Below are 24,211 nucleotides of genomic sequence, written 5' to 3' on the forward strand. Positions count from 1 at the left end.
TTCTATCTGTGCTGGAATAATATATAATAATGAGGTGACGTCATTCCCAGCTTGACTGGGATTAATGTTTACCAGGTTTATGCGGATAGCAAGTATGATTAGGATTAGGCTTTACTGGGCGCTTTATAAAAGATTCTTCACGGCGTTTAGCACCATAAGTAATTATACGCAGAATTGTATAGGTCCTGTTACAATTAATCTAATTTGGAATAATTTTTTAAATTAGCATATATTAAAAAAAACCTGATAAGCTTATGGAAAATCTAAAAGAAGAAACCAAAATCAAAGCTTTCCTCACCAGGATAAAAACAGAGTGGCCAGGAGTGGTAGAGCGCTTTGAGTTTAAAACAGGCAGTGTAATTTACGTTCATTTAAAAGAGGGCATATCGAGCATGGATTTTCTCGGTAAACTTTCCAGACAGGTAGAACGTTTTGTCGATTTTAGTATGCCCATTATCTTGTATCATATTGAAAGTGATGGCATGAATTTAAGATCACACCCGATTAATTGGTATTCTTCTATTACGCAAGGAAAATCTTTTTAACCCGTAAACATTCGCGGTTAATATCTTAGACTGTAAAATGGCAGCCATAATTTTTACAGTTGTAAATCTTTTTGTGCATAATTCGCAATTTTGTTTGCCAGTAATTTTGGTTTTTGGGTTTTAATCCTATTTTTGGTTTTTAATTTAAAAACATCCAGTATAATGAAAAACGGAACAGTAAAATTTTTTAACTCAGAAAAAGGCTTTGGCTTTATTAAAGAAGAAAGCGGATCTGAGATTTTTGTGCATGCATCAGGCCTGATTGACGAAATCAGAGAAAATGATACAGTTGAATATGAAGTTCAAGAAGGCAAAAAAGGCCTTAATGCAGTGAAAGTAAGAGTTGTTTAATTCTTCCCCAAAAGATTTTGAGCAGGATTTAGTCCTGCTTTTTTTTTGCACGGATATTTTATTACACTATCGAACTTAGGGATACGATTTACTGAACAAAAAGGTTGAAAAAATTTCCTTCTCATTTCTAGTCGATTATCATTCTGATCAACTTTACCCATTATCTATATCGTTGTTTTCTGAATTGGATTTTTATTTTTGCCAATGTCGATATAGTCGGCCGGAACCAAACAAATTAAATATTTTTGCAACTTTCTATTTTTTCAATTCAGGAACCTGTTATAAACAATAAACCGCTAGATCGGGGTACTTTTATGGCTGCGGCACAGTTTGTAATGGCACTTAATTTTGCCAACGAATTTGAGCTTTTGAGCTTATCGGCTATGAATAAACAAGCTGGTGCATCAAAAAAGGGCGGATTGGTATTTGTACGTAATGGAAAGTTAAAAATGCATCCCGAAATCTACGATCATTTGGCGCTGATCTCAATATCTTCCATTTGTGCAGGTAGTGTTTATTTCTATGGTCGTGATAAAATTGCTGCAGAAATTGTAAATCTACCCTACATTGATGGCCTTTTAAACCTGGAGGGCGCAGAAGATGATTACATGGCTTTTAAACGTTTGTGCAGCCCTGTATCGCGTTTCTTTTTGCTGCTGGCTAAAAAAGTGCAGTGGTCTGCAATCCTGTCTGCCTTTAGGTTTTTTATGATAGAAGGTATTTGGGATGTCGTTAATTTTGTTGCCCATGCACTGCATCAGGCTGATGCCGATGTACTTGCCTGTGCACAACTTTTAGAAAGTATGCAAAAACAAGAATGGTACCCTGGTTTTTGCCAGTCGCTTCAGGATTTTCATGCCTCCCGTTATCCTTTAAATAAAGTTGGTTTAGAATCAGAGCTGCCAGAGATGGCTTAAATTATTTCAGGTAATTTTCTAATAAAACACTTATTTCATCCCCAATAGCTCTATTGCCCATATTATTGAGTTTTTGCTGCGAAGAATTGTGCTTTTCAATGTATGTAGCCTCTGTTTTATTGAATTTAAGATAACCTTGTTCAAAATAACGTTCTTCAATTTCGGTAGAAGAATCCATCGATCTGAACCATAATTTAATTAAAGAGCCCGTAATTTTGTCAAAATAAAGCCAGTGGTAGGTCGCTTCTGCATCAGCATTCTCGGGCAAACCAAGACGTTGAATTTCTAGAATAGCAGTATCAGAATTTTGGAAAAAGTATAAAATCTTATATTTAGACGACATGCCGCAAAAGTAGGACTTAATTTTTTATCACAAAAAAGATTTTTGCTGTTTAGATTTAATATTGTTGATTTAAACTAATTCGTCTTTCCCGCGCTGGCAGGAATCTTAAAGCTTATTGCATTACGATTCCCAATCAAGTTGGGAATGACGATACTCATTGGTCAGGATCTGTGATCTCGACCTTTGTTCTGCGGATTATAAATCCTTGGTTCTTAAGGTGGAACTATAAATATTACCAATCCCGACTAACAACTAATGTTTCTCGCCCTTAATCACCTTAAACAAATGTAAAACCTGTGGGAAAAGCGCATCCATACTTTCTTCTGCGCCACCTTTCGAGCCCGGGAAAGTAAGCACCAATGTTTCTCCGATAAAACCCGCTACACCACGCGAAAGCATAGCATAAGGCATACGTTCCTGGCCGTAACGGCGGGCAGTTTCCATAATCCCTTCAATGTTCCTGTCAATTAAAGGCGCAATGGCTTCAGGAGTTACATCGCGGGGTGATAGGCCGGTTCCTCCGGTAAAAATGATCAGGTGATAACCACTTGCACTTAACTCATTGGCTTTATCCCGGATGATGTTAATTTCATCGGGTACGATTTCGTACTTCTTAGCATTGATGTCCCATTGTGCCAATTTCGAAATAATTGCTTTACCAGCGCTATCCTGTGCTTTATTTTCGAAAATAGAGTCTGAACAGACTACTACCGCAGCTTTTATTTCAGGGAATATCGCATTTTTAAGGTCAGATTTTCCTCCTGATTTTTTTAATAACCTGATATTTTCGATTTCGACTCCCTTGTCAATTGGTTTTAACATATCATACATGGTTAAGGCAGTAACCGAGGCACCATGCATAGCTTCAACTTCTACGCCTGTTTTATAAATGGTATGTACTTCAACATTAATAATGATGGTTAAACCCACAATTTCGTAAGTAATAGCAGTATATTCAATCGGAAGCGGGTGGCAATCCGGAATTACGTCGCTTGTTTTTTTTACGCCAAATAACCCTGCTGCACGGGCAAATTCAAATACATCACCTTTGGGAATTTTGCGCTGTTCAACGGCATCAATGGTTTCCTGCTTCGATACCTTTACGGTAGCGGTTGCAATGGCAATCCTTAAGGTATTGGATTTTTTTGTGATATTTACCATATTAAATATTTTCTTTCCACTGATGGGTTTCGTCTTCGAATATTTCTTTTCCCCAAATCGGTAATTCGGCTTTTAATCGGTCTACTACTTCGCTACAGGCTGCTATTGCAGGTTTGCGGTGTGCTGATGAAGTAAAAACGAAGAGGCAGATCTCGCCTGCTTTAACCCTACCTAAGCTATGATAAATATGCATACAGTTTAATGGATATTTTTCGAAAATATCTTCTCTGATCTGATGCATTTTTTCAAGAGCGAGGTCTTCGTATGCGGTATAATCTATCGCTGCAACAAATTTGCTGTCAATTTCATCTTTTCTCACCTGGCCCATAAAAATACTATGGCCACCAATAGCGGTTTTGCTCTTGTGCTTGGCAATGCTATCGGCTATAAAAGCAGGTGCTATTGGACCATCAACAAATATGTTCTTAATTTTTTTCTCGCTCATATTAGGATTTGAGAAAATGATCTCTCCATTTTACAATACCGCCTTTTAAACTGTAAATCTTTTTGGCATCACCATATTTTTCCTGCATGGCCTCTGCCGCTGCTACACTTCTGATTCCATGCTGGCAGATTAAAACCACATGTTTTTGATAAAACTCTTTGCTCATAAAAGCGCCAAACTCCGACATTGGTACCTGTGTAAAGATTTGTTTATCCAATATCGGTACTTCGTGCCTTTCACGTACATCGATTAAAATTGTCGATTCTAACTGCTGAAGTTTAACCAGTTCGCTGGCATCAATTTCTATATACCCCTGGGGCCCTTCGCTGGTATCCTGATAATCCATATTTAAAAAATCATCAACAGTTTTAGGTAGGATATAACCGCCTCCGTGACTGATGTTGATCGTATATTGTTCTTGTGTAAGTAGGTTATAATTTAATATTTTATTGATGAGCGGTTGCCCGATTTTGGCAATCAGTTTAATGGTTTCTGCGGCTGCCATGGTACCCAATATACCTGGCAATACACCTAAAATACCATTTTCGGCACAATTGGCTACTTCTCCTTTATCGGGAGGAATAGGGAAGATATCGCGGTAATTGGTACTAGGTGTTAAATGATCCGGAGCGTTAAATATAGCTAATTGCCCCTCAAAACCTGAAACTGCGGCAAATATAAGCGGTTTGTTAAGTAGCGCACAGGCATCGTTAATCAGGTACCTGGATTCGAAATTGTCTGTACCATCTAATATGTAATCATATCTGGATAGAATATCGAGGATATTGTTTTTCTGCAAACGGATAGGGTGACGGATAATCCCGATCTGGGTATTCATTTCCTGCAGGCGCTTTGCAGCAATCTCTACTTTCAGCTTTCCGATATCAGCTGTAGTAAAAAGTACCTGTCTATGTAAATTGGATAATGAAATGGTATCATCATCAACAATGCCAATATGGCCAATACCAGCAGCAGCCAGGTATTGTAACGCTGGACAGCCCAAACCACCAGCACCAATAACAAGTACTTTTGCCCTTAAAAGCTTTTGTTGCGCTTCCTCTCCAAATCCTTTAAGGATAATCTGCCTATTGTATCGCTCTGCACTCATATGTTGTTTAGCCGCCAGAAAACGGTGGCATGATGGCTATTGTAGCCTGGTTTAAAATTTCCGTATTCTGTTGGACAATATTTTTATTCAGGGCAAGTTTATATTTTATACCCTTTAAGGCTGGAAACCGATCTTCGAGGTATTGTTTAAAGGCATCGGTATCAGCGATGCCATCAACTTCAATTTTTTGATTATTAATGAATTCGGTAATTTGACCAAAACTGATTATTTCAATTTCCATGCTGCTAATTTACCTGTAAGATGCTGATTTTACTCAATCCTTTTACAAATCTTCTTCCTGTAGCGAAGTCGCTGGGTGTAATAATGGCAATATTCCCTTTTTCAGTCTTTACTGGATCGGTATCATAACTACTTAAAACCATCAGTTGGTTTCCGGTTGGCGAATTAAAAATTTCATTCCACGAGTACACCACTTTATAATGATCAGTTGCGGTAAAAACAAGGTAGTATTCGCTGAGTGCTTTTGGCGAAGCAGCATCTATTTCTACTTTGGCCAAAATATCTTTCAAAAGCACACCTTTAATGTTTTTGATACTGCTTTTACGTTGCATCAAGTGGTTAAAAATTGTCATACTATCCAAACTAACGGATTTATAAGTACTTAAATTGTCTAGCGTGATTGTTAATGGCTTTTTAACCTTCCCTTCGATTATAAATTGCTTGCTTTCTTGGGCATTTGCAGCAAAACTTAAAAATAATATGGCAATGATAAGGTATTTCATATTATGCATGTGTAAATAATAATTTATAAGCGGCTAGCGCTAATACGCAGGCGAGCACATTTTTTAAAACGGTTTGCGGAAATTTTAAGGCGCCAAAATAAGCACCGCAAATACCGCCAACAAAAGCTACTCCAACATAAGCGAGCATATGACTATTAAATTCGAAGCCTTTAATCAGCTGGCCGCCTAAACCAGCAACTGAATTAACAAATATGAACGCTGCACTAATTGCTGCCGTCTGTTTTTGATCCGTCCATTTTAACAATAATAGGACAGGAGAAAGGATAATTCCGCCTCCGATGCCGATCATGCCCGAAAGCAAACCGATAATACCGCCAATAGCAAGCGATAAAGGAATATTTGATGGTTTGAAATCTTTAGGATCGGTATTTTTAAAGAAGAAAAAACGGATGACCGGGATGAGTAAAAGCAACCCTAAAATCTTTTTATAAATGGAACTTTCAATAACCATCATACCGCCCACAAAAGAGAGCGGGATAGAGGCAACTGCAAAAGGCCAAAAGGTTTTCCACTTAAAGTGGCCACCGCGGTAAAACTGGATAAAGGAAGTGGAAGAAACAAACAGATTAAGCAATAGTGCCGTAGGCTTCATGATAGCGGGCGAAATGGCAAAAATCGCCATTAGCGCAAGGTAGCCACTTGCTCCGCCATGCCCAACTGAAGCATATAAAAAAGCAACAATAAAAAGTAAACAGTAAAAGAGGATGAAGCTTTCTTGCATGGTTTAGTTTGGTAAAATCATTACAGTTACGGTGTCACTTTTATTAAAGTGTTCTTGTGTTTCATCGAGGGAGATCAGGCAATTGGCCTGTGCAAAGGAGCTTAATCGGTAAGATTCTTGCGCACTAAGCGGGGTAACTAATCCATTTTCATATTTGCCTTTTAGGAAATGTGTTAGCCCTGCAGGTTTGGAATAAGGATGTGTAAGCTCGGCCTGAACCTCAATAACACTATTGTTTTTATATGATAAAGATTTTATAGATGGCAACACGTAATTATAATAGCAGCTGAGTACAGATGAAGGGTTGCCCGGAAGTCCGAATATTAGTTTTTGATCTTTTGTGCCAAAATACAATGGTTTACCAGGTTTCTGTTTCACTTTATGAAAAATCTGTTTGATGCCGCAATCTGAGGCTGCTTCGATTACGAAATCATAATCGCCCACACTTACACCTCCCGTAAGTAGCACAACATCGCTGTTTGCCACTGCATTTAGTAGTACTTTTTTAAGGATCTCGAGATCGTCATCGGCTTCGTAAACGGTAATTTGTTCAATGCCTTCATGTTTTAAAGCAGCAGAAAGAGAATAGGAATTCGATTCGTACACCTGACCAAATTCTAGTCCTTTCCCCGGTTGTTGTAATTCTTTTCCCGTTACAATAATCGAAATCTTTGGCATGGGATAAATGCTAACTTCGTTAATGCCGATCCCCGCCAGAAAGCCAATAGCGGCAGGACTAAGAAAATTTCCCTTTTCCATTGCTAATGCTCCGGCATTAATCTCCGAACCCTTATCCCTTACATTTAAGCCAGGTTTTAAATTAGGATCCTGTAAGGTGATTTTTCCATCTATCCTGGTAATTTTTTCCTGCATCACTACTGTATCGGCACCATTTGGTAAGGGGGCACCTGTAAATATTCTACTGGTTTCTCCATTCTGGATGCTGATATTGGTTGCCGTTCCGGCAGCCATTTCGCCGATTATATTGAGTACTTTTTCGTGATCAGTAAATTTTAGCGCATAACCATCCATTGCAGATTGGCTAAATGCCGGAATATCGTATTTAGCATAAACGTCGGCTGCAAGAATGTAGCCTGATGCCTTTGCCAAGTCAATTGAAATGGGATTTAATGCTGTTATGTGTTGAGAAATGAGGTGTTTTGCTTCTTTAACGCTAATCATGAAAATTTTATCCTCCAATGGTAATCATACTTCTGTTTTGAATGGTAGTGGTATCAATTTTTTCGAAATCACCCACCAACTGTCCGCCTAATGCTTTCTTTTTGCTCCATATTGCTGCTTGGATTAACGGAAGCACATCTTCATTTTTGCGCAATGCGGTAAGCAGATCGGTTTCGCTATCCGAAAACAGGCAGTTTTTTAGTTTTCCATCTGCAGTTAGGCGCATGCGGTTACAGGTATCGCAAAAAGGATTGGTCATGGTGCTGATAATGGCAAACGAACCTTCATGACCAGGAATCATGAAACTTTTGGCCGTATCGTGTGGTTCTCCCTTAACAGGTAATACCGAGAAATCTTTTTCAATCAAAGCCAGTATCTCATCCAAAGAAAACATTTTATTGCTCGTCCATTTATTACCACTAAAAGGCATAAATTCAATAAATCTGATCTGGATGGGATTGTGTTTGGTCCAATTGATGAAATCGTTAATTTCGTTGTCGTTAAGATCTTTCATCACCACCATGTTTACTTTTACCTTTATTTTATGCTGCAAAAGCAGTTCTATATTGCTGCGTACCTGATGGAAAACATCCCTTCTGGTGATCATAAAGAACTTCTCAGGCTGTAATGTATCCAGACTAATGTTAATGGTTTTAACACCTGCTTCTTTTAATACCGGCAGCATTTCTGCAATGCGGGTTCCGTTTGTGGTAATTACGAGCTCAACCGGAAGTTTACCCAACGCCGCAATAATTTGGGCTGCATCTTTCCTTACCAATGGCTCACCACCTGTAAGCCTGATTTTTTTTACGCCATTGGTTACAAAAACTTCTGCAAGCTTAATAATTTCTTCAGTTTGCATTAGCCGCGAAGCAGGGGTGAAATCGTATTCCTCTTCGGGCATGCAATAAAAGCAGCGAAAATTGCAGTTATCGGTAAGCGATATCCGCAGGTAATCATGTATTCTTCCAAAAGAATCGGCTATCATTGCTGGCTAATTAAATTATTGTAATCTGTTTCTGTATCAATATCAATTCCTCCATGCTCGAAAGCTACCGTTTCCAAGTCCAGGGGATATTGTTTTAATATATTTTTTGCCCCTTCAGCCCCTTTAAGCGATAAAAGTACTTCAAAGTAGTCTTTTTTGAAGAGAACAGGAGTCCCCATCGTTTCATCATATGCACTGGCAATGATATTTTTGCCTGTTTCTTTCTGCTTTTCGATTAAGTTGTTAAAGTTACTCATTTTTATAAAAGCCTGGTCAGCCACAGCAATAATGATACTTTCTATTTTACTATTATTTTTGATCAAAGTTGAAAGTCCGGCAACAATACTTGAGGCCATTCCATTTTCCCAGTTTTCATTAATAACGAAATTAATCTGATCATTTTGATGCTGGCTGGATATTTCTTTCGCATTTGCGCCTAAAACAACGATAACAGGTTCGCAATTTGTTTCTAAAGCTTCATTTATTACCCCTTGCAAGAGTGTTTTTCCTTTGTAATTTAAAAGCTGTTTTGGTCTTCCTAAACGTGAGGAGTTGCCTGCTGCCAGTATGATGATGCCCGTTTTCAATGCTTAATCGCTTTTTATTCGTAAACGTGGATCGGTTTTTTCTTCTCTTTTAAGAATATAGCCGAAGCGCCGGTAAAAACAGATTTAATCTCTGCGAGGATAGAAATGGCAATTTCTTCTGCGGTTTCTGCGCCAATATCAAGTCCTACGGGCCCATGCACGCGTGTTTCATTTATTGGTGTTGCTAAATCCAGTTCATCTAACATCCTGACCAGCTTTTTCTTTGGACCAAGTGTGCCAATATATGGTGCGTTTGTGCCCAATAAATATTTAAGCAGTTCGAGATCGTAATTGTAATTATGTGTCATCAATACAAAGGCTGTTTGTTCATCTATCTGAATGTGAGATAATACATTTTCAGCTTTACTCACTAAAACTTTGTTTGCATTTGGAAAACGTTGAAGTGTGGCGTGCGTAGACCTTCCATCTATTACAGTTACTTCCCAGCCTAAAAGGTAGGCCATTTCTGCCAGTGGTTGTGCATCATTGCCCGCACCGGCTATCATGAATGAGATGGGTGGTTGGATAAACTCCAGAAAAGCATCAATCTTTTGACTGCCGAGCTCGTAAACTTTAAATGCTGTAGTTTTATTTTCAGAAACTTTTTGGATGTCTTTGATCGTCTCATCGAAGATTGCATTAGGGATTTTAGATAGGATAGGTTGATTTCTAAAAAGCATGCTTGTGCCCAACTGCAACTTATCCGCTAACGAAAAAAGTGTTACCAATACAGCGTTTTCCCTTTTGTTTTGCAAAGCGGTTAAAATAACGATGGGATTTAAGCCATCCGCCTCTATAATGGGTTCGAACAGGATATGTACAATACCATTGCAGCCCAATTGTACGCCAAATTTGGCATCATCTTCGTCCGTGGTATCGTAAGTAATGAGTTTGTTTTCTTGCTGTACTATTGCCGAAAGTGCTTTCCGTAAGGCATCGCCTTCTAAACAACCGCCGCTAATGGCTCCTGTTAACTGGCCATCTTCAGTAATCAGCATCCTGGCACCAGGCCTGCGATAAGAAGAACCTTCTACTTTAACTACCGTTGCAAGGGCTGTTTTTTTCTTTTCTTTCGTTGCCTTTTGGTACGCCTTTATGATATCGGTAATTTCTTTCATTAGGGGTCGATGCAATAGATGATGCAATTTAACGATAATCTATTACAAAATTCGGTATTAGATCGTAATATCTGACACCAATAGATCGTGATATCAATAATAATTACCGGAATTTCAATGTTAGGCTTAAAAAGGCTCGGAATGAAAGATTTCGAGGTTAATGCAGCGCAAACCAATACTGTTAAAGAGCTCGGTAATTTCTTTTGTCCAATCTCTTGGCGAATCTACCCGAAGGATTTTATCGCTGTCCCATAAATCGATATTCCATTTAATTTCTTTGAATTGGCTGTTCAGCAATGGGCTGATTACGTTTAATTCGCTATCCGTGGATACATTTGTTTTGAAAACGGCTATCATAATAAAATGTTTTTAGGTTTGTTATCAAGAGTAGACGTACAACTTTAGAAATTACTTTAAATTGAGATGTTTTTTTTTAAATTTTTAATTTTGCAATTAAAAACCAAAGCCTTGGTTGATGCGTAAGTGTAACATATCCATAAATTAAAAACAAAATGTTGAATACAACCATCGCTGCCTTGTTTGGAGGTCCTGAAATGATCCTTGTTGGAGTTGCTGTTTTATTATTGTTCGGTGGAAAAAAAATCCCTGAATTGATGAAAGGATTGGGCAAAGGCATAAAAGAATTTAAAGCCGGGCAGGAAGAAGAGAAACCCGAAGTATCAAAAGAAGCTTAATTCTTTTTGGCTTTTATCTGGTAGGTATTCAATTAATTTTTAACCATTTGTAAGGATTTTCCTCACCATACGACTAATGTTATATGAAAACGTTAAAATTATTGATGATACCACTTTTGGCTGTTACGCTGAATGCTTGTAGCCAAGTTAAATCTCCTGAAAAAGTGGCAGGAATGGAAGCCAACACAAAGTTATTCCCAGAAGCTAAGCCTGCTACTTATTGGAAAAAAATCCTTTCTGCCGATGCTTACGAAATAATGGTAAACAGCGGAACAGAAACTCCATATAAAAACCCCTATTGGAACAATCATAGAAAAGGGATTTATGTAAGCGCTGCTACCGGTAAGCCTTTATTTTCGTCAGATACCAAATTTGAATCGGGAACGGGCTGGCCAAGTTTTTTCAAACCGATAGATCAGAGTGCCATTAAAATCGTAACCGATAAATCAGACGGTATGGTGAGAGATGAAGTGGTAGAAGCCAGTACCGGCTTACATCTGGGGCATGTATTTGATGATGGACCAGAACCAACGGGCAAAAGATACTGCATGAACTCTTATGCATTAAAATTTATTCCAGCCAAATAAGTTGATGGCTAATATGAAATATGTGTACTTGCACTTGTTTTTTTGAGTGCCTGCGCCAACGGACAAAACCTTAAAATGAAGGATTTTGCAAAAAAAGAACGCCTATTTAAAGCCAGAATTTGAAAAAATAATGGCTTTAATTATAATTATTTAAAGGCCCGAATAATAATCATAACCTTGCTCGGCCCAATAATCTTTGGGCCTACTATCGCTAAACGTCATATTGCCAATTCTCTTAAGGTTTTTGATGCCATATTTTACGGGTACAATAAGTCTTAATGGGGCACCATGTTCTAAACTGATCGGTTTTCCATTCATTTCATAAGCCAAAATAGTTTGAGGGTGAAATACGCTGTCTCTTTCCAACCCTACATAATATGCTTTATTTGGCGTTTCCAAACCCATATATTGCTTCTTAGCCTGTTCTTCCAGGTTAAAATGTGCTAAAAAATCGCTTAGTCTTACACCTGCCCAATGTTGAATTTCGTCCCAGCCTTCAACACATTTAAAATCGTAAACAATTTCTGTTTTAGGCAACGCTTTTATCTCATCAATGCTAATATATTGACTATTTAAGTTATTCAGTTTTACATGGAGTTTCCAAGTTGTGATGTCGAAATCTTCATCATCTTCAATGCCTATTAAACTGTTTACCCTTGGCGTTTTCGCGGCCCGTTCTTTGTCGTAAGTTTTAACCAGGTGATTGTTGCTAAAAAAATTGCGGAAAAAGAGTTCGGTTTTGTTAAGTGCCCTACGTAAAGGAGCACGGGTGCCCCCGGTAATGCCAGGTGTTTCTTCAGGAGCATCTAAAAGCCATTTCCAGCCTGCAACGGCACCCCCGCCAAGCGCAAAGAAAGCCCCAAAAGAAATAAAATTACGGCGTTTGATTTTTTGCTCAATCGTTAGCGGGGCTTTAGCCTTCTTTTTATGATCTGTTTTCATCGCTATCTTCAGTTTTTTCGGTAGTTATGGGTTCTTGTCTAAGCGCTTGCTGTTCTTCTACCACTTCAAATCCGGCTACTACTGCCCTGAAATTATTCCAGCCAGCAAGAATTACCTGAACAATGTGGATTAGAAAGAAAAAGACATAGCCTATGGTTAAGGTAAAGTGTAGTATCCGGGCAAAATGGTAACCTCCGCATAGCCAGCAGATCCAGTAAAACTGCACAGGTTTGTAAATAGCCAAACCCGTTACCACCGAGCCGATACCCATCAAAATAATGATCGTATAGGCAATACGCTGTGCAGCATTGTATTTCTTTTGTGGCGGAATGGTTTTTCGGATATGAAGATCGTGTAAAAGTACTTGCCAAGCTTCCTTAAATGAGTTTTTATTGGGCATAAGCTCTCGCCAGGCACCCGAAAAAATAGTGTAAATGATGTACAGCAAGCCATTAATGAAAAAGAACCACATAAAAAGGAAGTGGAAAGCCATTCCTTCGGCAAGACGCTGTGGAATATGGAAGAAATTGTAAAACCATTCGGGGAAAAATTTAATCAGGCTATAACCAAAAATAGAAATGCCGTAAGCATCGTTGGCCCAATAAATAAACAGCCCGCTCCAGATCATAATGGCCAATACCGGGAAATTTACCCAATGCGTCCACCGCATTAAAAATGTATGTTTTTCTTTGATTACTTTCATGGCGAGGCTATTTATAACTGATAAACGCAAAAGTTTCTCATCTGGATTTATGTATCAGCTGCACAGCAGATAAATCATTTAATCTGGTCGCGGCAGTTATTCTGCCTGTTTTATTATCCTGTAAAAAGGCGATCAGTTCGGATGGCATTTGTTCATTTAACTGTTTCAACTGAATATTTACAGCACCATTAGTTTTGCCTTGCAATGGAAAGCTTTCGAACTGCCTTACAATTTGAACGTGGGTAAGTGTTTTGCCTTTATTTTCACCTTTCAAAACCTGGTTTGTAGCATTTGCTGTTACTAAGGCTACTGCAAGCATATAGCCGTCTGTTTGTCGATCGGTATTATAATTGATTGTGAGGCTATTTTTACTGCTTTTTTCTAGCGAAATCTGCAGATTTGCTACAGTAGGTTTTGCTAGTTCCGTTTTAATGCTGTTACGCAGAATACTTTCTTCCAAACCTACAAACTCTTTTGTTCCGTTTACTACCATTTGGGGTGTATAAACGGTTTTAAGGTTCAACCAATCTGCATATTGGTTTTGTCGTGCAGAAAATTTTGGACTGCTAAAACTATCTTTCCAGCCTAGCCGATCCCAATAATCGACATGAAAGGCCAATAAGTACACCGCTTTGTTTTGATTTTCTTTTTCGATTTTAGCCAATAATGCATCGGCTGGAGGGCAGCTCGAACAACCTTCTGAAGTAAAAAGTTCTACAAACGCAAAACCTGTTTTGGCGAGTGGGTTTGGTGTAGATTTATTATCAGCAATAAAGGCAACGCTAAGGAAGCTGATCACTAAAAGTGGTAATTCTATTTTTCTAATCATGGTCATCATTTTAAGTTTAGTCGTTTTCGATACCGAAGCCTTACAGAAAAAAATAAAATAATTTGTAAGGATATTTCTTGTTCTGCTACTAAATAATTAAGTACTATATTTATATAAGACACATAAAAAAATGCACAACGAAACAGACAATGGGCTTAGGGCCAAAAGTCTCCACTCAAATCCACTTAACTGGGTTGAAAAATATGCCGATTATCTTTACGGATTTGCGATGTCGAGATTGCGGGATGAAGATATAGCCAAAGATCTGGTGCAGGATACCTTTTTGGCAGGTTTGCAAAGATTAGACCATTTTGAAGGAAATAGTGAGGAAAAAACATGGTTAACGGCTATCCTTAAAAACAAGATTGCTGATTTTTACCGGAAACGATCTTCCAGTGGGTTGAGCAATTTAAAACTAACAGATGCCGAGAGCGAACAGCAAAATTTCTTTGACTCTGAAACAGGACATTGGAATGATAAATATCGGCCACAGGCCTTTGGTTTAGAGGTAGATAATCCTTTGATGATGAAAGAGCTGGGCAGCATATTAAATAAATGTTTGGCAAAACTCCCTGGGTTATGGTTTTCGGTTTTCTCGATGAAACATATGGACGATCTGTCCTCCGAACTGATATGTACCGAACTTAAACTTACTGCGGCTAATTTTTGGGTAATTATGCACCGCACAAAACTTAACCTGAGGGCATGCCTTCAAAAAAACTGGAACTGATATGACGAGCGCGCTAAGAAATATAATTTATAACTGTAAACAAGCTACTTTTTTAATCGAAAAAAGACTTGCCGGAAAAATTACAGCTGCCGAAACCCTACAATTGCATGTTCATCTGGCGGGTTGTTCGGTATGCAAAATTTATCAGCAACAAAGTATATTGATCAATCAGGTATTTATCGGCTTTAATGATAATGATTTTAAGCTGGATCAGGCCTTTAAAAAAACATTAACGGAGAAGATTAAAAAAGAAATAAATAAAAATTGATTTTTCTTGTAAGGTTTTACTTATTGCTTCGACTAAGGAATAAACAAAACGCATAAAAACATGAAAAATCAAATTTTAAAATCAACAGGAAAATTTCTTATGGCTGCTGTAGTTGTGGCTGGTCTTTCGTTATCGGGTTATGCTTCAACCAGTAGTCCATTGCAGGAAAAAATGTCTAAAATGAAACAAGACAAAATGGAGAAAAAGAAAATGGACAAGATGGAAAAGGATAAAATGAGTAAAATGAAAACCGATTCTATGAAAAAAGCCAAAATGGAAAAAGCTAAGATGGCGAAAGGCAAAATGTCGAAAAGTAAAATGTAAAACAACAGGCAGGAAAGCGTTGTCTTTCCTGCCTGTTTTAACACAATAAAATGAAAAGAATTATACTATTTAGTGCTTTAATTTTTGGATTATCGCTACAGGTAAAAGCACAAAAAGGCTTAAAAGAAGGAAATAATGCCCCAATGTTTAGTGGGGTTGATCAGAATGGCAAAACGGTAAGCTTGAAAAATGCGCTTAAAGCACATCGATCTGTAGTACTGTTTTTTTATCGTGGTCAATGGTGTCCTTATTGTAATAAACATATTAAAGAACTCCAGGATTCTTTAAGCCTGTTAAGTGGGAAAGATGCTTATGTTATAGGTGTTACACCCGAAACGAAAGAAAACATTGATAAAACAATTAAAAAAACAAATGCTGGTTTTTCTATCCTCCAGGATAAAGACGATGAGATTATGAAGGCCTATAATGTTAACTTTGTTATGGACGAAGCAACCTTTACCAAATACAAGGGTTACGGGATAAATTTAGAAGATAACAATGGGAATACCCGGCATACTTTACCCGTTCCAGCAACCTACATTATCGATCGTTCAGGTAAAATTAAATATGTCCATTTCGATCCCAACTACCAAAAAAGAGCCTCGGTAAAACTTTTGCTTTCCAAACTTTAGGTCGATTTAATAAAACAATCTTTAATTACACCCAGTGCTGTTTTAATGGCGGTGGGTGTTTTTGCTTAGTATTTGATAGCTGGAACTTTTTAGCCTTAAAATTTTGGAAATAATTTAGTGTTTTGCTGCGAGCTTACGCTAAAATAAAAACCGCTAATTAAACCATATAAGACATAGAAGAAGATATAAGCTTATATGGTTCTTAAATTTCTTATATGGTTAATACCCTTTCGTTTTATCATGCAGATGAACAGTGTTTTGCGCCATGCAAACCGCAAAAATAGAACGCAGTTTTAGCCATTTAGCCCCGAGTGAAAGCGTTACCCTGCAGGTTGAGGCACGAAGCCGAAGCGTAAAGCCTAACACGGGAGCCAACTTGGTTTGATGCAGCAGCCCTGCGCTCCGAAAGAACAAAAGATACTGACCTTAATGTAAAACGGTGATGATTTTATCTGCCTGTTATTTATTTCCGCGTAAAATCATCCATTAATTTCATGGTAATCAATGCATCCTCACCACTACATGGATTTTGTCCCTTGCCTAAAAAGTAATCAACTACCTTTTCGATCATGGGTTGTTGCACATGCGGTAAGGGTTCAAATGCATATTCTTCAGTTGACAGATCAGTTGTAACCATAATGCTATTGCCGAACATCGGGAAACTGATATGACCTTTTGATCCATATATTACGCAACTATCTGCATGATCTTGTGGCGAAACAGAGAAGCACCAGCTGCCAGTGAAAATAACTCCGTTTTCGAACAGGATATTACCCACAACCAGATCATCAACCTTGGTATTTTCCTGTTGCCTGGCGGTAATGCCTATGGCATTTTTCACATCGCCGAAATAATAAGTCATTAAATCTAATTGATGGGGAGCCAGATCATGAAATAAACCACCGCCAGAAATGGCCGGGTTAATCCGCCAATTATTAGCTGTTTTTGCAATAAGTGCAGGGTTGGGCGATTGGAGCATTTTTAACCGGACTAAACGTATATCGCCAATAGCATGTGCAGCCAATAGTTCTTTAACTTTTAAAAACATGGGTTGAGCCCGGCGGTAGTGGGCTACGCAAAGCTTCACCTTTAATTTGTTGGCCGCATTGGTCATGCGGTGAGCAGCTTTGGCATCTAAAGTCATGGGTTTTTCTACATATACTGGCTTGCCCGACTTTAAAGCTTCAATAGCATAAGCTTCGTGCTGCAGGGGTGGGGTAGCAATGTATATGGCATTAATTTCCGGATCATTAATCAATTGAGAAGCATCATCATACCATTTAGGCACTTGATGTCGCCTGGCATAATCAGCCGCTTTAGCACCGTCGCGGCGCATTACTGCAACAAGTTTGGAATTGTTTACCTTATTAAAAGCTGGTCCGCTTTTTACTTCTGTTACATCTCCACAACCTATAATTCCCCACCTTATTTCTTCCATTATACAATCGTTTTAAAAGGTTGAATTTAGAAAATATTGCCCGAAAAAGGGTTGGATTGCAGAAATTTGGTGCCCGGGTAAGCAAATAATAACAGGATATGCCTTTGGAGGTGGTTGTTGGTTTAGCTAATTTTAGTTAAGTAAAAAAGAAAAGGGATTCACTTTGAGAGTGATCCCTAATCAACTAACCAAACAAATCTATTCCGGAAACCACCCCGGAATCAACATATAAACGAAAGAATTAGGAGATTGTTTTGTTAAGTTTATGTATTTGGTGTTTTTTTTGAAAAAAAAGAAAAATAAGGTCAATTATCCAAAATTAGCCTCTCTTTTTTTAGCTTTGTACTATGCAAAATCTTTCCAAGAAGCTTCAGATTGATCTTATAGAACTTAAGGCAAAATATGCCTTTATTATGGATGAACTTGAAGAGACATTTGCCGATGCTTACCTAACGAAATTGCAAGCTAAACATCGCCTGGCCGAGCAGATGATGATAGAAATGGAAAGGATACTCACCGATGAGGCTGGCGAGCATGAAATCTAATCTACTAAAATAAAAAGATCATTATTGATTAAATTAATTTAAAGTAAAAGGGTACCATCTCATTTATTTGGAACTTTCATCCACGCAGCTGTCCCAACTTCGATCATAAATCTGCTCAAATTGAAAAAATAGTGGTAACCATGCAATTTATGCTACCTTTTTTTTAAGGCAGGTGGTATGCTAAAAGTGGGTTTTTTGTCGGCATCTTTAAAGTTTACTTCCATAAAGTAGCGTTTTTGTTTAATGATGTAATTTTCTATAAACCATACAATATCAGGTAGGTTTTCAACCATTGGCGAGCCAGCTATTTCATGCCCCATATCTTGCACATATTGAAAGTAATACGGGTATCGGTTTTTTCTGAAAGTACGCGCAAGATACTTAGAACCAAAAAAGCCTCTGTTAAGTAATCTCACTTTGTTATAGGGTACAAGTTTATCTGCTGTACCATGGAAAAGCATGGTAGGTGCTGGTGGAATGGCATATTTTGGCGCACCGTGATAACTTAATATTGCCCCGGCAAAAGAAATTACACCTTTATATTGAAAATGCAGTGGTAGTTTAGTCGATAATGCTGTAGCATTGCGCTTGTTATAATCAGCATGTAGTGCGGTAATAGCGCCCGCACTTGATCCTGATAAGATGATCATTGCCGTATCGATACCGAGTTCTTTTGCATTTTTGATCAGATAGGCTGTTGCATCGAAAACATCTGTTGTAGCCGTATCAATAGCTGCTTTTAAATTAGAGGTATTAAATGGACTAGGAAATTTCTTGCCCTTAAGGCCTAGTCTGTAGTCAACTGAAACTACTTTATAGTTATGTGCTATTAAAGCGTTAAAGTATTGATCAAATAACTTGCTGTCTCTGCGCCCCATTACAAAACCACCACCAAATACAAAAAGTATTGTTGGCTTAGTTTCTGTTATTTTGCCACTGTAATAAATATCTAATTTCAGTGCGCCTGAATCGGTTTGCGAAAATATTTTAGTGTCTACATGATATTTCTTATCCTGGAGTACAATTTGTCCTATTGAAGATAAAGAGCTAAATAAAAGCGCTAGGAACAGCATGCTTAGCGGATATACTTTGTTATTGGGCATCATCTATATTTTTAGGAAGAGTTCGCTAATTGCCAAATCAGATCGGCTTTAATTTCTATGCTAATTTATTGCATTTTCAGCTCTGGTGCAATTAGATTTTAAACATTAATTTACCCGGTTATAACTGCCATTGTACTATTTTTTGTAGCCATTTAACCTAAATAATAAGATGTTTTTGCAAATAACACCATTCCTGAAAACAGGTGCAATGGTTGGTGCTTTACAACTTTTAAATTGAGACTTAATAAAACTTATACTGTTTTCATCGTAAAGATTAGAAGGGACAATGTAATATGCGTTATCGCCAAGAGATAATTTCTGTTTATTTTGGTTCGACCAGTAATACTGGTGAAGATCAAATATTTCTCCAATACCATAGGTATGCAAACCAGTTTTGGTGCAAACATAAAAATCTAAATGTGCTGCAGGAAACCACTTTGTAATCACAATGCTGCTGATTGTTTTATCCTTCTTTGATGAATGATCCACACGGTAAATAGAATCAATTATTCTGCCTGTTTCTTTCCAGCCATATAAATCTAAGGTGGGGTCGCCCGTACCTAAATGCATGGGGCCTTTTTGAGTTGAAAATGTGCCCTTGTAAAAATTAATTGCGATGAGGCCTGCACTTATTACGAACACGAAAAACAGCATACTAGCAGCAATAATGGCTTTTACTTTTGATAAGGTAAAAGACTCCAGTTTTAATGCTGAAAGGAATATTAAACAGCTATAGGCTGGGCCAGACCAATGCGGCAATGTATCTCTAAAAATTGAAAGAAAAACCAGCGTAGCAATAAGTGGTAGCGCACAATATAATAGCAGTTGTATTTCGCTTTTAAGATGGTGTTTGGTTTTGATGAAACTAAAAACTGCAATCCACGCCAGAAAAAAAACAATAGGATTATTGTAAAATATTTGGCCGCTAATTTCTCTGGCGAAAGCCAATGGATTTATGCCAGCGTGTAACAGGCTAACCCGGTTACTATGGTAGGTATAGGTGATGAAATGGTGTTGGATATTCCAGATGATGAATGGAGATACTATAATTAAACTAATTAAGGCCGAAACATACATACCGCTCTGCAGCATCAATTTTCTATTGCTAAACAGCGCAAACAGTGCAACGGCTACCCATAAGTAGATACCATGGATCTTACACATCATACAAAGGCCTGTTGCCACCCCGAACCAGCACCAGAGACTTAATGTGGGTAGACCCTGGCGAACAGATTTGGTAATTTTAAGCAACAAAAAGATGCTCCATAACCAGAAAACCATTTGAGGGCTATCTGGCAAAATAAACGTCCCGGCAATAATGCTGCAGTAAAAAGACGAAGAATAAAGCAAAACAGCCAACCAGCCTACACGGTTATTAAGGAGTAATTTACCAATTTTATATACAATTACTGTACCTATCGTGGATGATATTATGGCGCCTAGCCGAACCGCTAATTCGTTATGGATATACAAATTTGCAGTTGTTGTTCTAATTAACCACGCCACAAATGGAGGATGATCAAAATAATTCCACTCCAGATTTAAAGCATATGTCCAGTAATATACCTCGTCATTTCCAAGGGCCATTGTTGAGGCTATAATCAGTTTGATCACGGTCATCACCATGATAAAAAGCCAAAGTTTAACCGGAATTTGTTTCACTTAAATGAGATTAGCCTGATTGGCAATTTTAAGCTGTTTATATCTTCTGTTAAGCTTTGCCGATCTGAAAAGTTTAAGGTCGTATACCTGATGATAGCTCAAAATTGCGCAGATTATACCGGCGATTGCACCAAAAATTACATCAATAAGAAAATGTTGTGCCAGGTATATGCGTGAATAACCGATTAAAAGAGCGAAAAATAAACAATAAGAAGAGATTTTCTTTTTCCTGAAAACCAAAACCAACACTGTCGCCAGGGCAAAAGCAGATGCGGTATGACCTGAAGGAAAAGAATTTTGACCATGCATATTAACCCCTTCAACAAAATGAGTATACTGAAATGAAGTCTGTTCAAAAAAATATTTTGGCCGTGGCATGTGAAAAATTCTTTTAGCAACCTGAACAAGTAGTCCTGAATAAATATAAGCGAGTGCTAAAGTAAAGGCTTTTTTCTTTTTCCGAAGTGCTAGCAGAATAGCCGCCGCCAGGATGCTGATTAAACCATCTCCGAAATTAGTAACATACTTAAAAAAAATATCTAGCCAGGCTGGATGAAACCGGTTAAAAATGAGGAATCCATCTGTTTTGGAAAAGCTAAAATTAAAAATAAGTGCCAACAGAAGTATTGACATTGCAGTAAAGAAATAGTAATTGAGTTCGGTCAATCTTTTTATCGTGCGCATGCCCGGGTTTTTAACGCAAAACTATTAGCTATATATCATCTGAAAGTTAAGACAACGTCATGTTTATGTCATTCCGCTAAATTTTAGAATTAATTATCAATCTGCATGTTGATTGAATTAAGCTCAATTACCAGCGCAAGGGAAGTGATTACATGAAAGGAAGCCCTTTGTTAACATTTCTTAATAAGTTAATATGAAAACGCTGATAAGTTAAAATGCTTTGTCTTGCTTTGCGGCAAAAGATTAATAATTGATTATGCAAAACAGTCAGGTAAAGATTAGCCCAGATCTACAACAGTTTATTGATAAGTTTGAGCCCAGCAAATTTAAACTAATGTCTCGCGGGATAGAAATCAGGGGGATAAACGATATACAAAGGAATATTGCTCAAGCAAGAGAAATTATAGAAAGATTAAAACTTCGTTTAATTGTTTCGCATAATGCAGAAATGCTTAGTTACCGTGGTTTTGAAGTAAATAACTTTTAAGTCACTAAAAAGGTCATTGTTTTAATACGATGAACTAGGTCAAAAAGAAGAAATGTATGTGGCTGTGAAATAAAACAGGCTGTATCATATTGTTGTGCTGAGTTTGTTAAATTATTTGCTTAAATTTCTGATATATAGATGTTTGCTATTATATCGAAGCTCAAGGCGACAAATTCGAATAAAATTACAAATATGATACAGCCCGTAAATTGTTAATTGTATAAACCTAACTCTGCCAGAGATGCAAACTGCAGACCATCTTGTGCTGAATTCATAATTACCTTAAGGTATCTTAAAGTTTTGGTGCTGCCAAAGGCAAAATATTGTACGCCGTCAGTATTTTGAGCTACATAATTGTTTACCGATGTGAAATTTATATTATCAGTACTTGTTAAAACCTGAAAGTTTTTAATTGCCCGGCTCAATCCGCTTCTTTGTACTAAACTTAAGCCATTAGCCGATTTTGAGGCTCCCAGATCAATAACAACCTGATGCGGATAACTTGTTGCAGAAGTGGTCCAGCGTGAATGCCAGAATGTACTATAACTACCATCAATTAAAGTAGCGGCTCTGCCATTAATAGTACCCTCGCCACTGGTTTCTTCAGAGCTGAAAGAATTGATGCTCCATCCTGTTTTACTTAATTCTGTTAATGGTGCAACATTGTCTTGCAGGGTAGAAGGGTCTGTGCTTGGTGCAGGTAAACCCAAAGCGGCCATATCGGCATATATTTGAGTAGTAGCTGCTGCAGTAGATAAATTTAACCCCCACTTTTGGAAGAAATTACTTAAGTTTTTTCCCGATATATTACAGGCGGCTAGCATGAAATAACGCATCTTGGCATCGTCATTAGCTAAAGTTGGATTTTCAACACGCATATTTTTAGCCAGGGTTTTATAAAAGTTATCGCCATAGGCCAAAGTTAATTGTTGGAACATGCAAAGCCTGATAAACAAATCGGTTAAAGGATTGGCATAACTTGTTGACCCGTTATAATCTTTGGTTCCAGCAGCTTTTCCCAAATAGGTAAAAGCTTTTGGCCAAACCCCATCATTTACCAACCTATTGATTGATGGAGTAAGTGTACGTTGTACATATAAACTGTAAAGATTTACCGAAACTTCGCCCAGGGCACCCCAGCGCCACATCATTTGGTGTTGATGGCCGAGTTCGTGCCATACTCCCCAACCATTAGTACCCACTGCGCTTAATGTTAAAATGGCATTCACATCCGAGGTGATATAAGCGGTGCGATAATCATAAGCGAAAAAATAATAGGCTGGATCTTCATGCTGTGTTAAAAGATAGGTATGTACATTTTTTGCATGAGCAGGCAACGAGTTGTCTAAGCCATTCAAATCATCTTCTAGCGCAATAATCTGTGTAATTTTATTCAATATGGCACTCTGATCTTCTGACTGGTACTGTATGGCCTTAGTTCTGGATACGACAATAAAACAATTTGCGCCCTCCAAAACAACATCAGGAGTGGTATAGGTTTGTAATTGATTAATCCAGTCTGAATTTGTAGTTACACCAACTTTGTAATAAGGCGCATATTGGTAGCCGCTATTAAAAGTTATTTTAGCAGTTGATCCGGTAGTTGAGTTAGTGTATCTGATCCATAATAAACCTCCTACAGCATTGGTAATGGTATTGGTACCTGCTGTTAGCTGCACCACTGTGGGCTGAGTGTTCCAAGTGCCATATCTGGAGTAGGTACCAATTAATAATTTCGGCAAGCGGGTTCCTGCAGTTTGTTCTACGGTGATATCTAAAGTAGCACCAGGAGCCATATATAAACCAGTTGCTGTAAAATCGGTTAAATAGTATCCATTTTTTAAGCGGTCTCTTTCAATTGATGCATTGATTTTTTCAGTAACATTAAAAATATTGGTTTGAGTGAGGGACTGTACACTGGCACCACTCATGGTTTTTTTACTGTTTAGAACTTCATCTTGTAATACAGTCGCTTTTTTACAGGCTGAAAGGCTTACAATGGCCGAAACAGATAAGAGTAATAGTTTCTTTTTCATTTTTTTGGTTTTTGTGAATATTTGGTATAGGTAACCATATTCCAACAATGGATTATGGTGGTCGTTAGTTCCGTAATGTTAATTAGCCGGTTTTAATTTAATACAAATACAGATGGTTGTAGTCTGTTTAAAATGTCAATACAATGTATTCATAATTACATTGATATAAAAGAATAAAGACTGCGCAAACGTTTGATTTGTTGTGCTTTACGGTAATAAACATATTTTTTATATGAAAACTGATCTTTATTGTCAGTTTGAAGGTGGGTAGTGTGGAATGGAAAACTTTGGTTATTGATAAACATTTGGTACGTGT

31 protein-coding genes are annotated in these 24,211 nt (G+C 37.8%); 11 read left to right on the forward strand and 20 right to left on the reverse strand.

Annotated elements, in window-relative coordinates; all coding sequences use genetic code 11:
• Nucleotides 1-254 precede the first annotated feature (254 nt).
• The 3 genes from HDC90_RS08960 (at nt 255) to HDC90_RS08970 (ending at nt 1,813) form a co-directional block, all read left to right on the forward strand.
• The gene (locus HDC90_RS08960; RefSeq protein ID WP_029277549.1) at nt 255-545 is read left to right on the forward strand and encodes a hypothetical protein; all 291 of its coding nucleotides are present in this window, start codon (nt 255-257) and stop codon (nt 543-545) included.
• 162 nt (nt 546-707) lie between these two features.
• Complete coding sequence (locus HDC90_RS08965; RefSeq protein WP_025142821.1) at nt 708-896, forward strand: cold-shock protein; 189 nt, start codon at nt 708-710, stop codon at nt 894-896.
• Between the two features lie 245 nt (nt 897-1,141).
• Nucleotides 1,142-1,813: a hypothetical protein gene (locus HDC90_RS08970; protein WP_184465621.1), complete on the forward strand. Its 672-nt coding sequence runs from the start codon at nt 1,142-1,144 to the stop codon at nt 1,811-1,813.
• Nucleotide 1,814: 1 nt separating this feature from the next.
• Here HDC90_RS08970 and HDC90_RS08975 read toward each other — a convergent pair whose 3' ends face one another.
• The 12 genes from HDC90_RS08975 to HDC90_RS09030 all read right to left on the reverse strand — a co-directional run bounded on the left by HDC90_RS08975 (nt 1,815) and on the right by HDC90_RS09030 (nt 10,587).
• Nucleotides 1,815-2,156: a hypothetical protein gene (locus tag HDC90_RS08975; protein ID WP_167295011.1), complete on the reverse strand. Its 342-nt coding sequence runs from the start codon at nt 2,154-2,156 to the stop codon at nt 1,815-1,817.
• Between the two features lie 252 nt (nt 2,157-2,408).
• Entirely contained in the window at nt 2,409-3,317 is a 909-nt protein-coding gene (gene moaCB, locus HDC90_RS08980; protein WP_184465622.1) for a bifunctional molybdenum cofactor biosynthesis protein MoaC/MoaB, read from the reverse strand.
• Nucleotide 3,318: 1 nt separating this feature from the next.
• Nucleotides 3,319-3,762: a molybdenum cofactor biosynthesis protein MoaE gene (locus HDC90_RS08985; protein ID WP_184465623.1), complete on the reverse strand. Its 444-nt coding sequence runs from the start codon at nt 3,760-3,762 to the stop codon at nt 3,319-3,321.
• A 1-nt stretch (nt 3,763) separates the two neighbouring features.
• A complete protein-coding gene (locus HDC90_RS08990; protein ID WP_184465624.1) occupies nt 3,764-4,870 on the reverse strand; it encodes a HesA/MoeB/ThiF family protein in 1,107 nt (368 codons plus the stop codon).
• A gap of 7 nt (nt 4,871-4,877) precedes the next feature.
• Nucleotides 4,878-5,111, reverse strand: coding sequence for a MoaD/ThiS family protein (locus tag HDC90_RS08995; protein WP_184465625.1), 234 nt, complete (start codon nt 5,109-5,111; stop codon nt 4,878-4,880).
• Between the two features lie 4 nt (nt 5,112-5,115).
• On the reverse strand, nt 5,116-5,613 hold the full coding sequence (locus HDC90_RS09000) for a molybdopterin-binding protein (RefSeq protein WP_184465626.1): 498 nt from the start codon (nt 5,611-5,613) through the stop codon (nt 5,116-5,118).
• Nucleotide 5,614: 1 nt separating this feature from the next.
• Complete coding sequence (locus tag HDC90_RS09005; protein WP_184465627.1) at nt 5,615-6,355, reverse strand: sulfite exporter TauE/SafE family protein; 741 nt, start codon at nt 6,353-6,355, stop codon at nt 5,615-5,617.
• A gap of 3 nt (nt 6,356-6,358) precedes the next feature.
• Nucleotides 6,359-7,537: a gephyrin-like molybdotransferase Glp gene (gene glp, locus HDC90_RS09010; protein ID WP_184465628.1), complete on the reverse strand. Its 1,179-nt coding sequence runs from the start codon at nt 7,535-7,537 to the stop codon at nt 6,359-6,361.
• Between the two features lie 7 nt (nt 7,538-7,544).
• Nucleotides 7,545-8,525 (reverse strand): GTP 3',8-cyclase MoaA, encoded by a 981-nt coding sequence (gene moaA, locus HDC90_RS09015; protein WP_184465629.1) that lies wholly within the window; start codon nt 8,523-8,525, stop codon nt 7,545-7,547.
• A complete protein-coding gene (locus tag HDC90_RS09020) occupies nt 8,522-9,112 on the reverse strand; it encodes an NTP transferase domain-containing protein (RefSeq protein ID WP_184465630.1) in 591 nt (196 codons plus the stop codon). The genes moaA and HDC90_RS09020 overlap by 4 nt, the downstream gene beginning before the upstream one ends.
• A gap of 14 nt (nt 9,113-9,126) precedes the next feature.
• Nucleotides 9,127-10,230 (reverse strand): XdhC family protein, encoded by a 1,104-nt coding sequence (locus HDC90_RS09025; RefSeq protein WP_184465631.1) that lies wholly within the window; start codon nt 10,228-10,230, stop codon nt 9,127-9,129.
• Nucleotides 10,231-10,356: 126 nt separating this feature from the next.
• Nucleotides 10,357-10,587 carry a hypothetical protein gene (locus HDC90_RS09030; protein WP_086547003.1) on the reverse strand — a complete coding sequence of 77 codons (231 nt, stop codon included), beginning with the start codon at nt 10,585-10,587 and terminating at the stop codon, nt 10,357-10,359.
• Nucleotides 10,588-10,742: 155 nt separating this feature from the next.
• On the opposite strand from HDC90_RS09030, the gene HDC90_RS09035 reads away from it, so the two are divergent.
• Nucleotides 10,743-10,925, forward strand: a complete 183-nt coding sequence (locus tag HDC90_RS09035) for a twin-arginine translocase TatA/TatE family subunit (protein ID WP_184465632.1) — start codon at nt 10,743-10,745, stop codon at nt 10,923-10,925.
• A gap of 83 nt (nt 10,926-11,008) precedes the next feature.
• Nucleotides 11,009-11,512 carry a peptide-methionine (R)-S-oxide reductase MsrB gene (msrB, locus tag HDC90_RS09040; RefSeq protein WP_184465633.1) on the forward strand — a complete coding sequence of 168 codons (504 nt, stop codon included), beginning with the start codon at nt 11,009-11,011 and terminating at the stop codon, nt 11,510-11,512.
• A 150-nt stretch (nt 11,513-11,662) separates the two neighbouring features.
• On the opposite strand, the gene HDC90_RS09045 is transcribed toward msrB, so the two are convergent.
• From HDC90_RS09045 to HDC90_RS09055, 3 genes are read right to left on the reverse strand one after another with little or no spacing between them, the layout of a single operon-like run.
• Complete coding sequence (locus HDC90_RS09045; RefSeq protein WP_184465634.1) at nt 11,663-12,454, reverse strand: molybdopterin-dependent oxidoreductase; 792 nt, start codon at nt 12,452-12,454, stop codon at nt 11,663-11,665.
• Complete coding sequence (locus HDC90_RS09050) at nt 12,438-13,157, reverse strand: cytochrome b/b6 domain-containing protein (protein WP_184465635.1); 720 nt, start codon at nt 13,155-13,157, stop codon at nt 12,438-12,440. Before HDC90_RS09050 ends, HDC90_RS09045 begins: the two co-directional genes overlap by 17 nt.
• Before the next feature lie 37 nt (nt 13,158-13,194).
• Entirely contained in the window at nt 13,195-13,986 is a 792-nt protein-coding gene (locus HDC90_RS09055; protein ID WP_184465636.1) for a thioredoxin family protein, read from the reverse strand.
• 130 nt (nt 13,987-14,116) lie between these two features.
• On the opposite strand from HDC90_RS09055, the gene HDC90_RS09060 reads away from it, so the two are divergent.
• From HDC90_RS09060 to HDC90_RS09075, 4 genes are read left to right on the forward strand one after another with little or no spacing between them, the layout of a single operon-like run.
• A complete protein-coding gene (locus tag HDC90_RS09060) occupies nt 14,117-14,716 on the forward strand; it encodes a sigma-70 family RNA polymerase sigma factor (protein WP_184465637.1) in 600 nt (199 codons plus the stop codon).
• A gap of 1 nt (nt 14,717) precedes the next feature.
• On the forward strand, nt 14,718-14,984 hold the full coding sequence (locus HDC90_RS09065) for a zf-HC2 domain-containing protein (RefSeq protein WP_184465638.1): 267 nt from the start codon (nt 14,718-14,720) through the stop codon (nt 14,982-14,984).
• A gap of 60 nt (nt 14,985-15,044) precedes the next feature.
• Nucleotides 15,045-15,308 (forward strand): hypothetical protein, encoded by a 264-nt coding sequence (locus tag HDC90_RS09070; RefSeq protein ID WP_184465639.1) that lies wholly within the window; start codon nt 15,045-15,047, stop codon nt 15,306-15,308.
• Between the two features lie 50 nt (nt 15,309-15,358).
• Nucleotides 15,359-15,940 (forward strand): peroxiredoxin-like family protein, encoded by a 582-nt coding sequence (locus HDC90_RS09075; protein WP_184465640.1) that lies wholly within the window; start codon nt 15,359-15,361, stop codon nt 15,938-15,940.
• A 463-nt stretch (nt 15,941-16,403) separates the two neighbouring features.
• On the opposite strand, the gene HDC90_RS09080 is transcribed toward HDC90_RS09075, so the two are convergent.
• Nucleotides 16,404-17,378 (reverse strand): Gfo/Idh/MocA family protein, encoded by a 975-nt coding sequence (locus tag HDC90_RS09080; RefSeq protein ID WP_184465641.1) that lies wholly within the window; start codon nt 17,376-17,378, stop codon nt 16,404-16,406.
• Between the two features lie 347 nt (nt 17,379-17,725).
• On the opposite strand from HDC90_RS09080, the gene HDC90_RS09085 reads away from it, so the two are divergent.
• The gene (locus HDC90_RS09085) at nt 17,726-17,923 is read left to right on the forward strand and encodes a hypothetical protein (protein ID WP_184465642.1); all 198 of its coding nucleotides are present in this window, start codon (nt 17,726-17,728) and stop codon (nt 17,921-17,923) included.
• Between the two features lie 152 nt (nt 17,924-18,075).
• Here the strand turns inward: HDC90_RS09085 and HDC90_RS09090 are convergent, their stop codons facing one another.
• From HDC90_RS09090 to HDC90_RS09100, 3 genes are all read right to left on the reverse strand, one after another.
• Complete coding sequence (locus tag HDC90_RS09090; protein ID WP_184465643.1) at nt 18,076-19,026, reverse strand: alpha/beta hydrolase; 951 nt, start codon at nt 19,024-19,026, stop codon at nt 18,076-18,078.
• A 135-nt stretch (nt 19,027-19,161) separates the two neighbouring features.
• Nucleotides 19,162-20,688, reverse strand: coding sequence for a glycosyltransferase family 39 protein (locus HDC90_RS09095; protein WP_184465644.1), 1,527 nt, complete (start codon nt 20,686-20,688; stop codon nt 19,162-19,164).
• Nucleotides 20,689-21,372, reverse strand: a complete 684-nt coding sequence (locus HDC90_RS09100) for a phosphatase PAP2 family protein (RefSeq protein WP_184465645.1) — start codon at nt 21,370-21,372, stop codon at nt 20,689-20,691.
• A 256-nt stretch (nt 21,373-21,628) separates the two neighbouring features.
• Here HDC90_RS09100 and HDC90_RS09105 point away from each other — a divergent pair, with 256 nt between their 5' ends.
• On the forward strand, nt 21,629-21,859 hold the full coding sequence (locus HDC90_RS09105) for a hypothetical protein (protein ID WP_184465646.1): 231 nt from the start codon (nt 21,629-21,631) through the stop codon (nt 21,857-21,859).
• Nucleotides 21,860-22,071: 212 nt separating this feature from the next.
• Here HDC90_RS09105 and HDC90_RS09110 read toward each other — a convergent pair whose 3' ends face one another.
• On the reverse strand, nt 22,072-23,895 hold the full coding sequence (locus HDC90_RS09110; protein WP_184465647.1) for a M60 family metallopeptidase: 1,824 nt from the start codon (nt 23,893-23,895) through the stop codon (nt 22,072-22,074).
• Between the last annotated feature and the right edge of the window lie 316 nt (nt 23,896-24,211).

The sequence above is a fragment of the Pedobacter sp. AK013 genome (assembly GCF_014205835.1).
Lineage (GTDB): Bacteria > Bacteroidota > Bacteroidia > Sphingobacteriales > Sphingobacteriaceae > Pedobacter.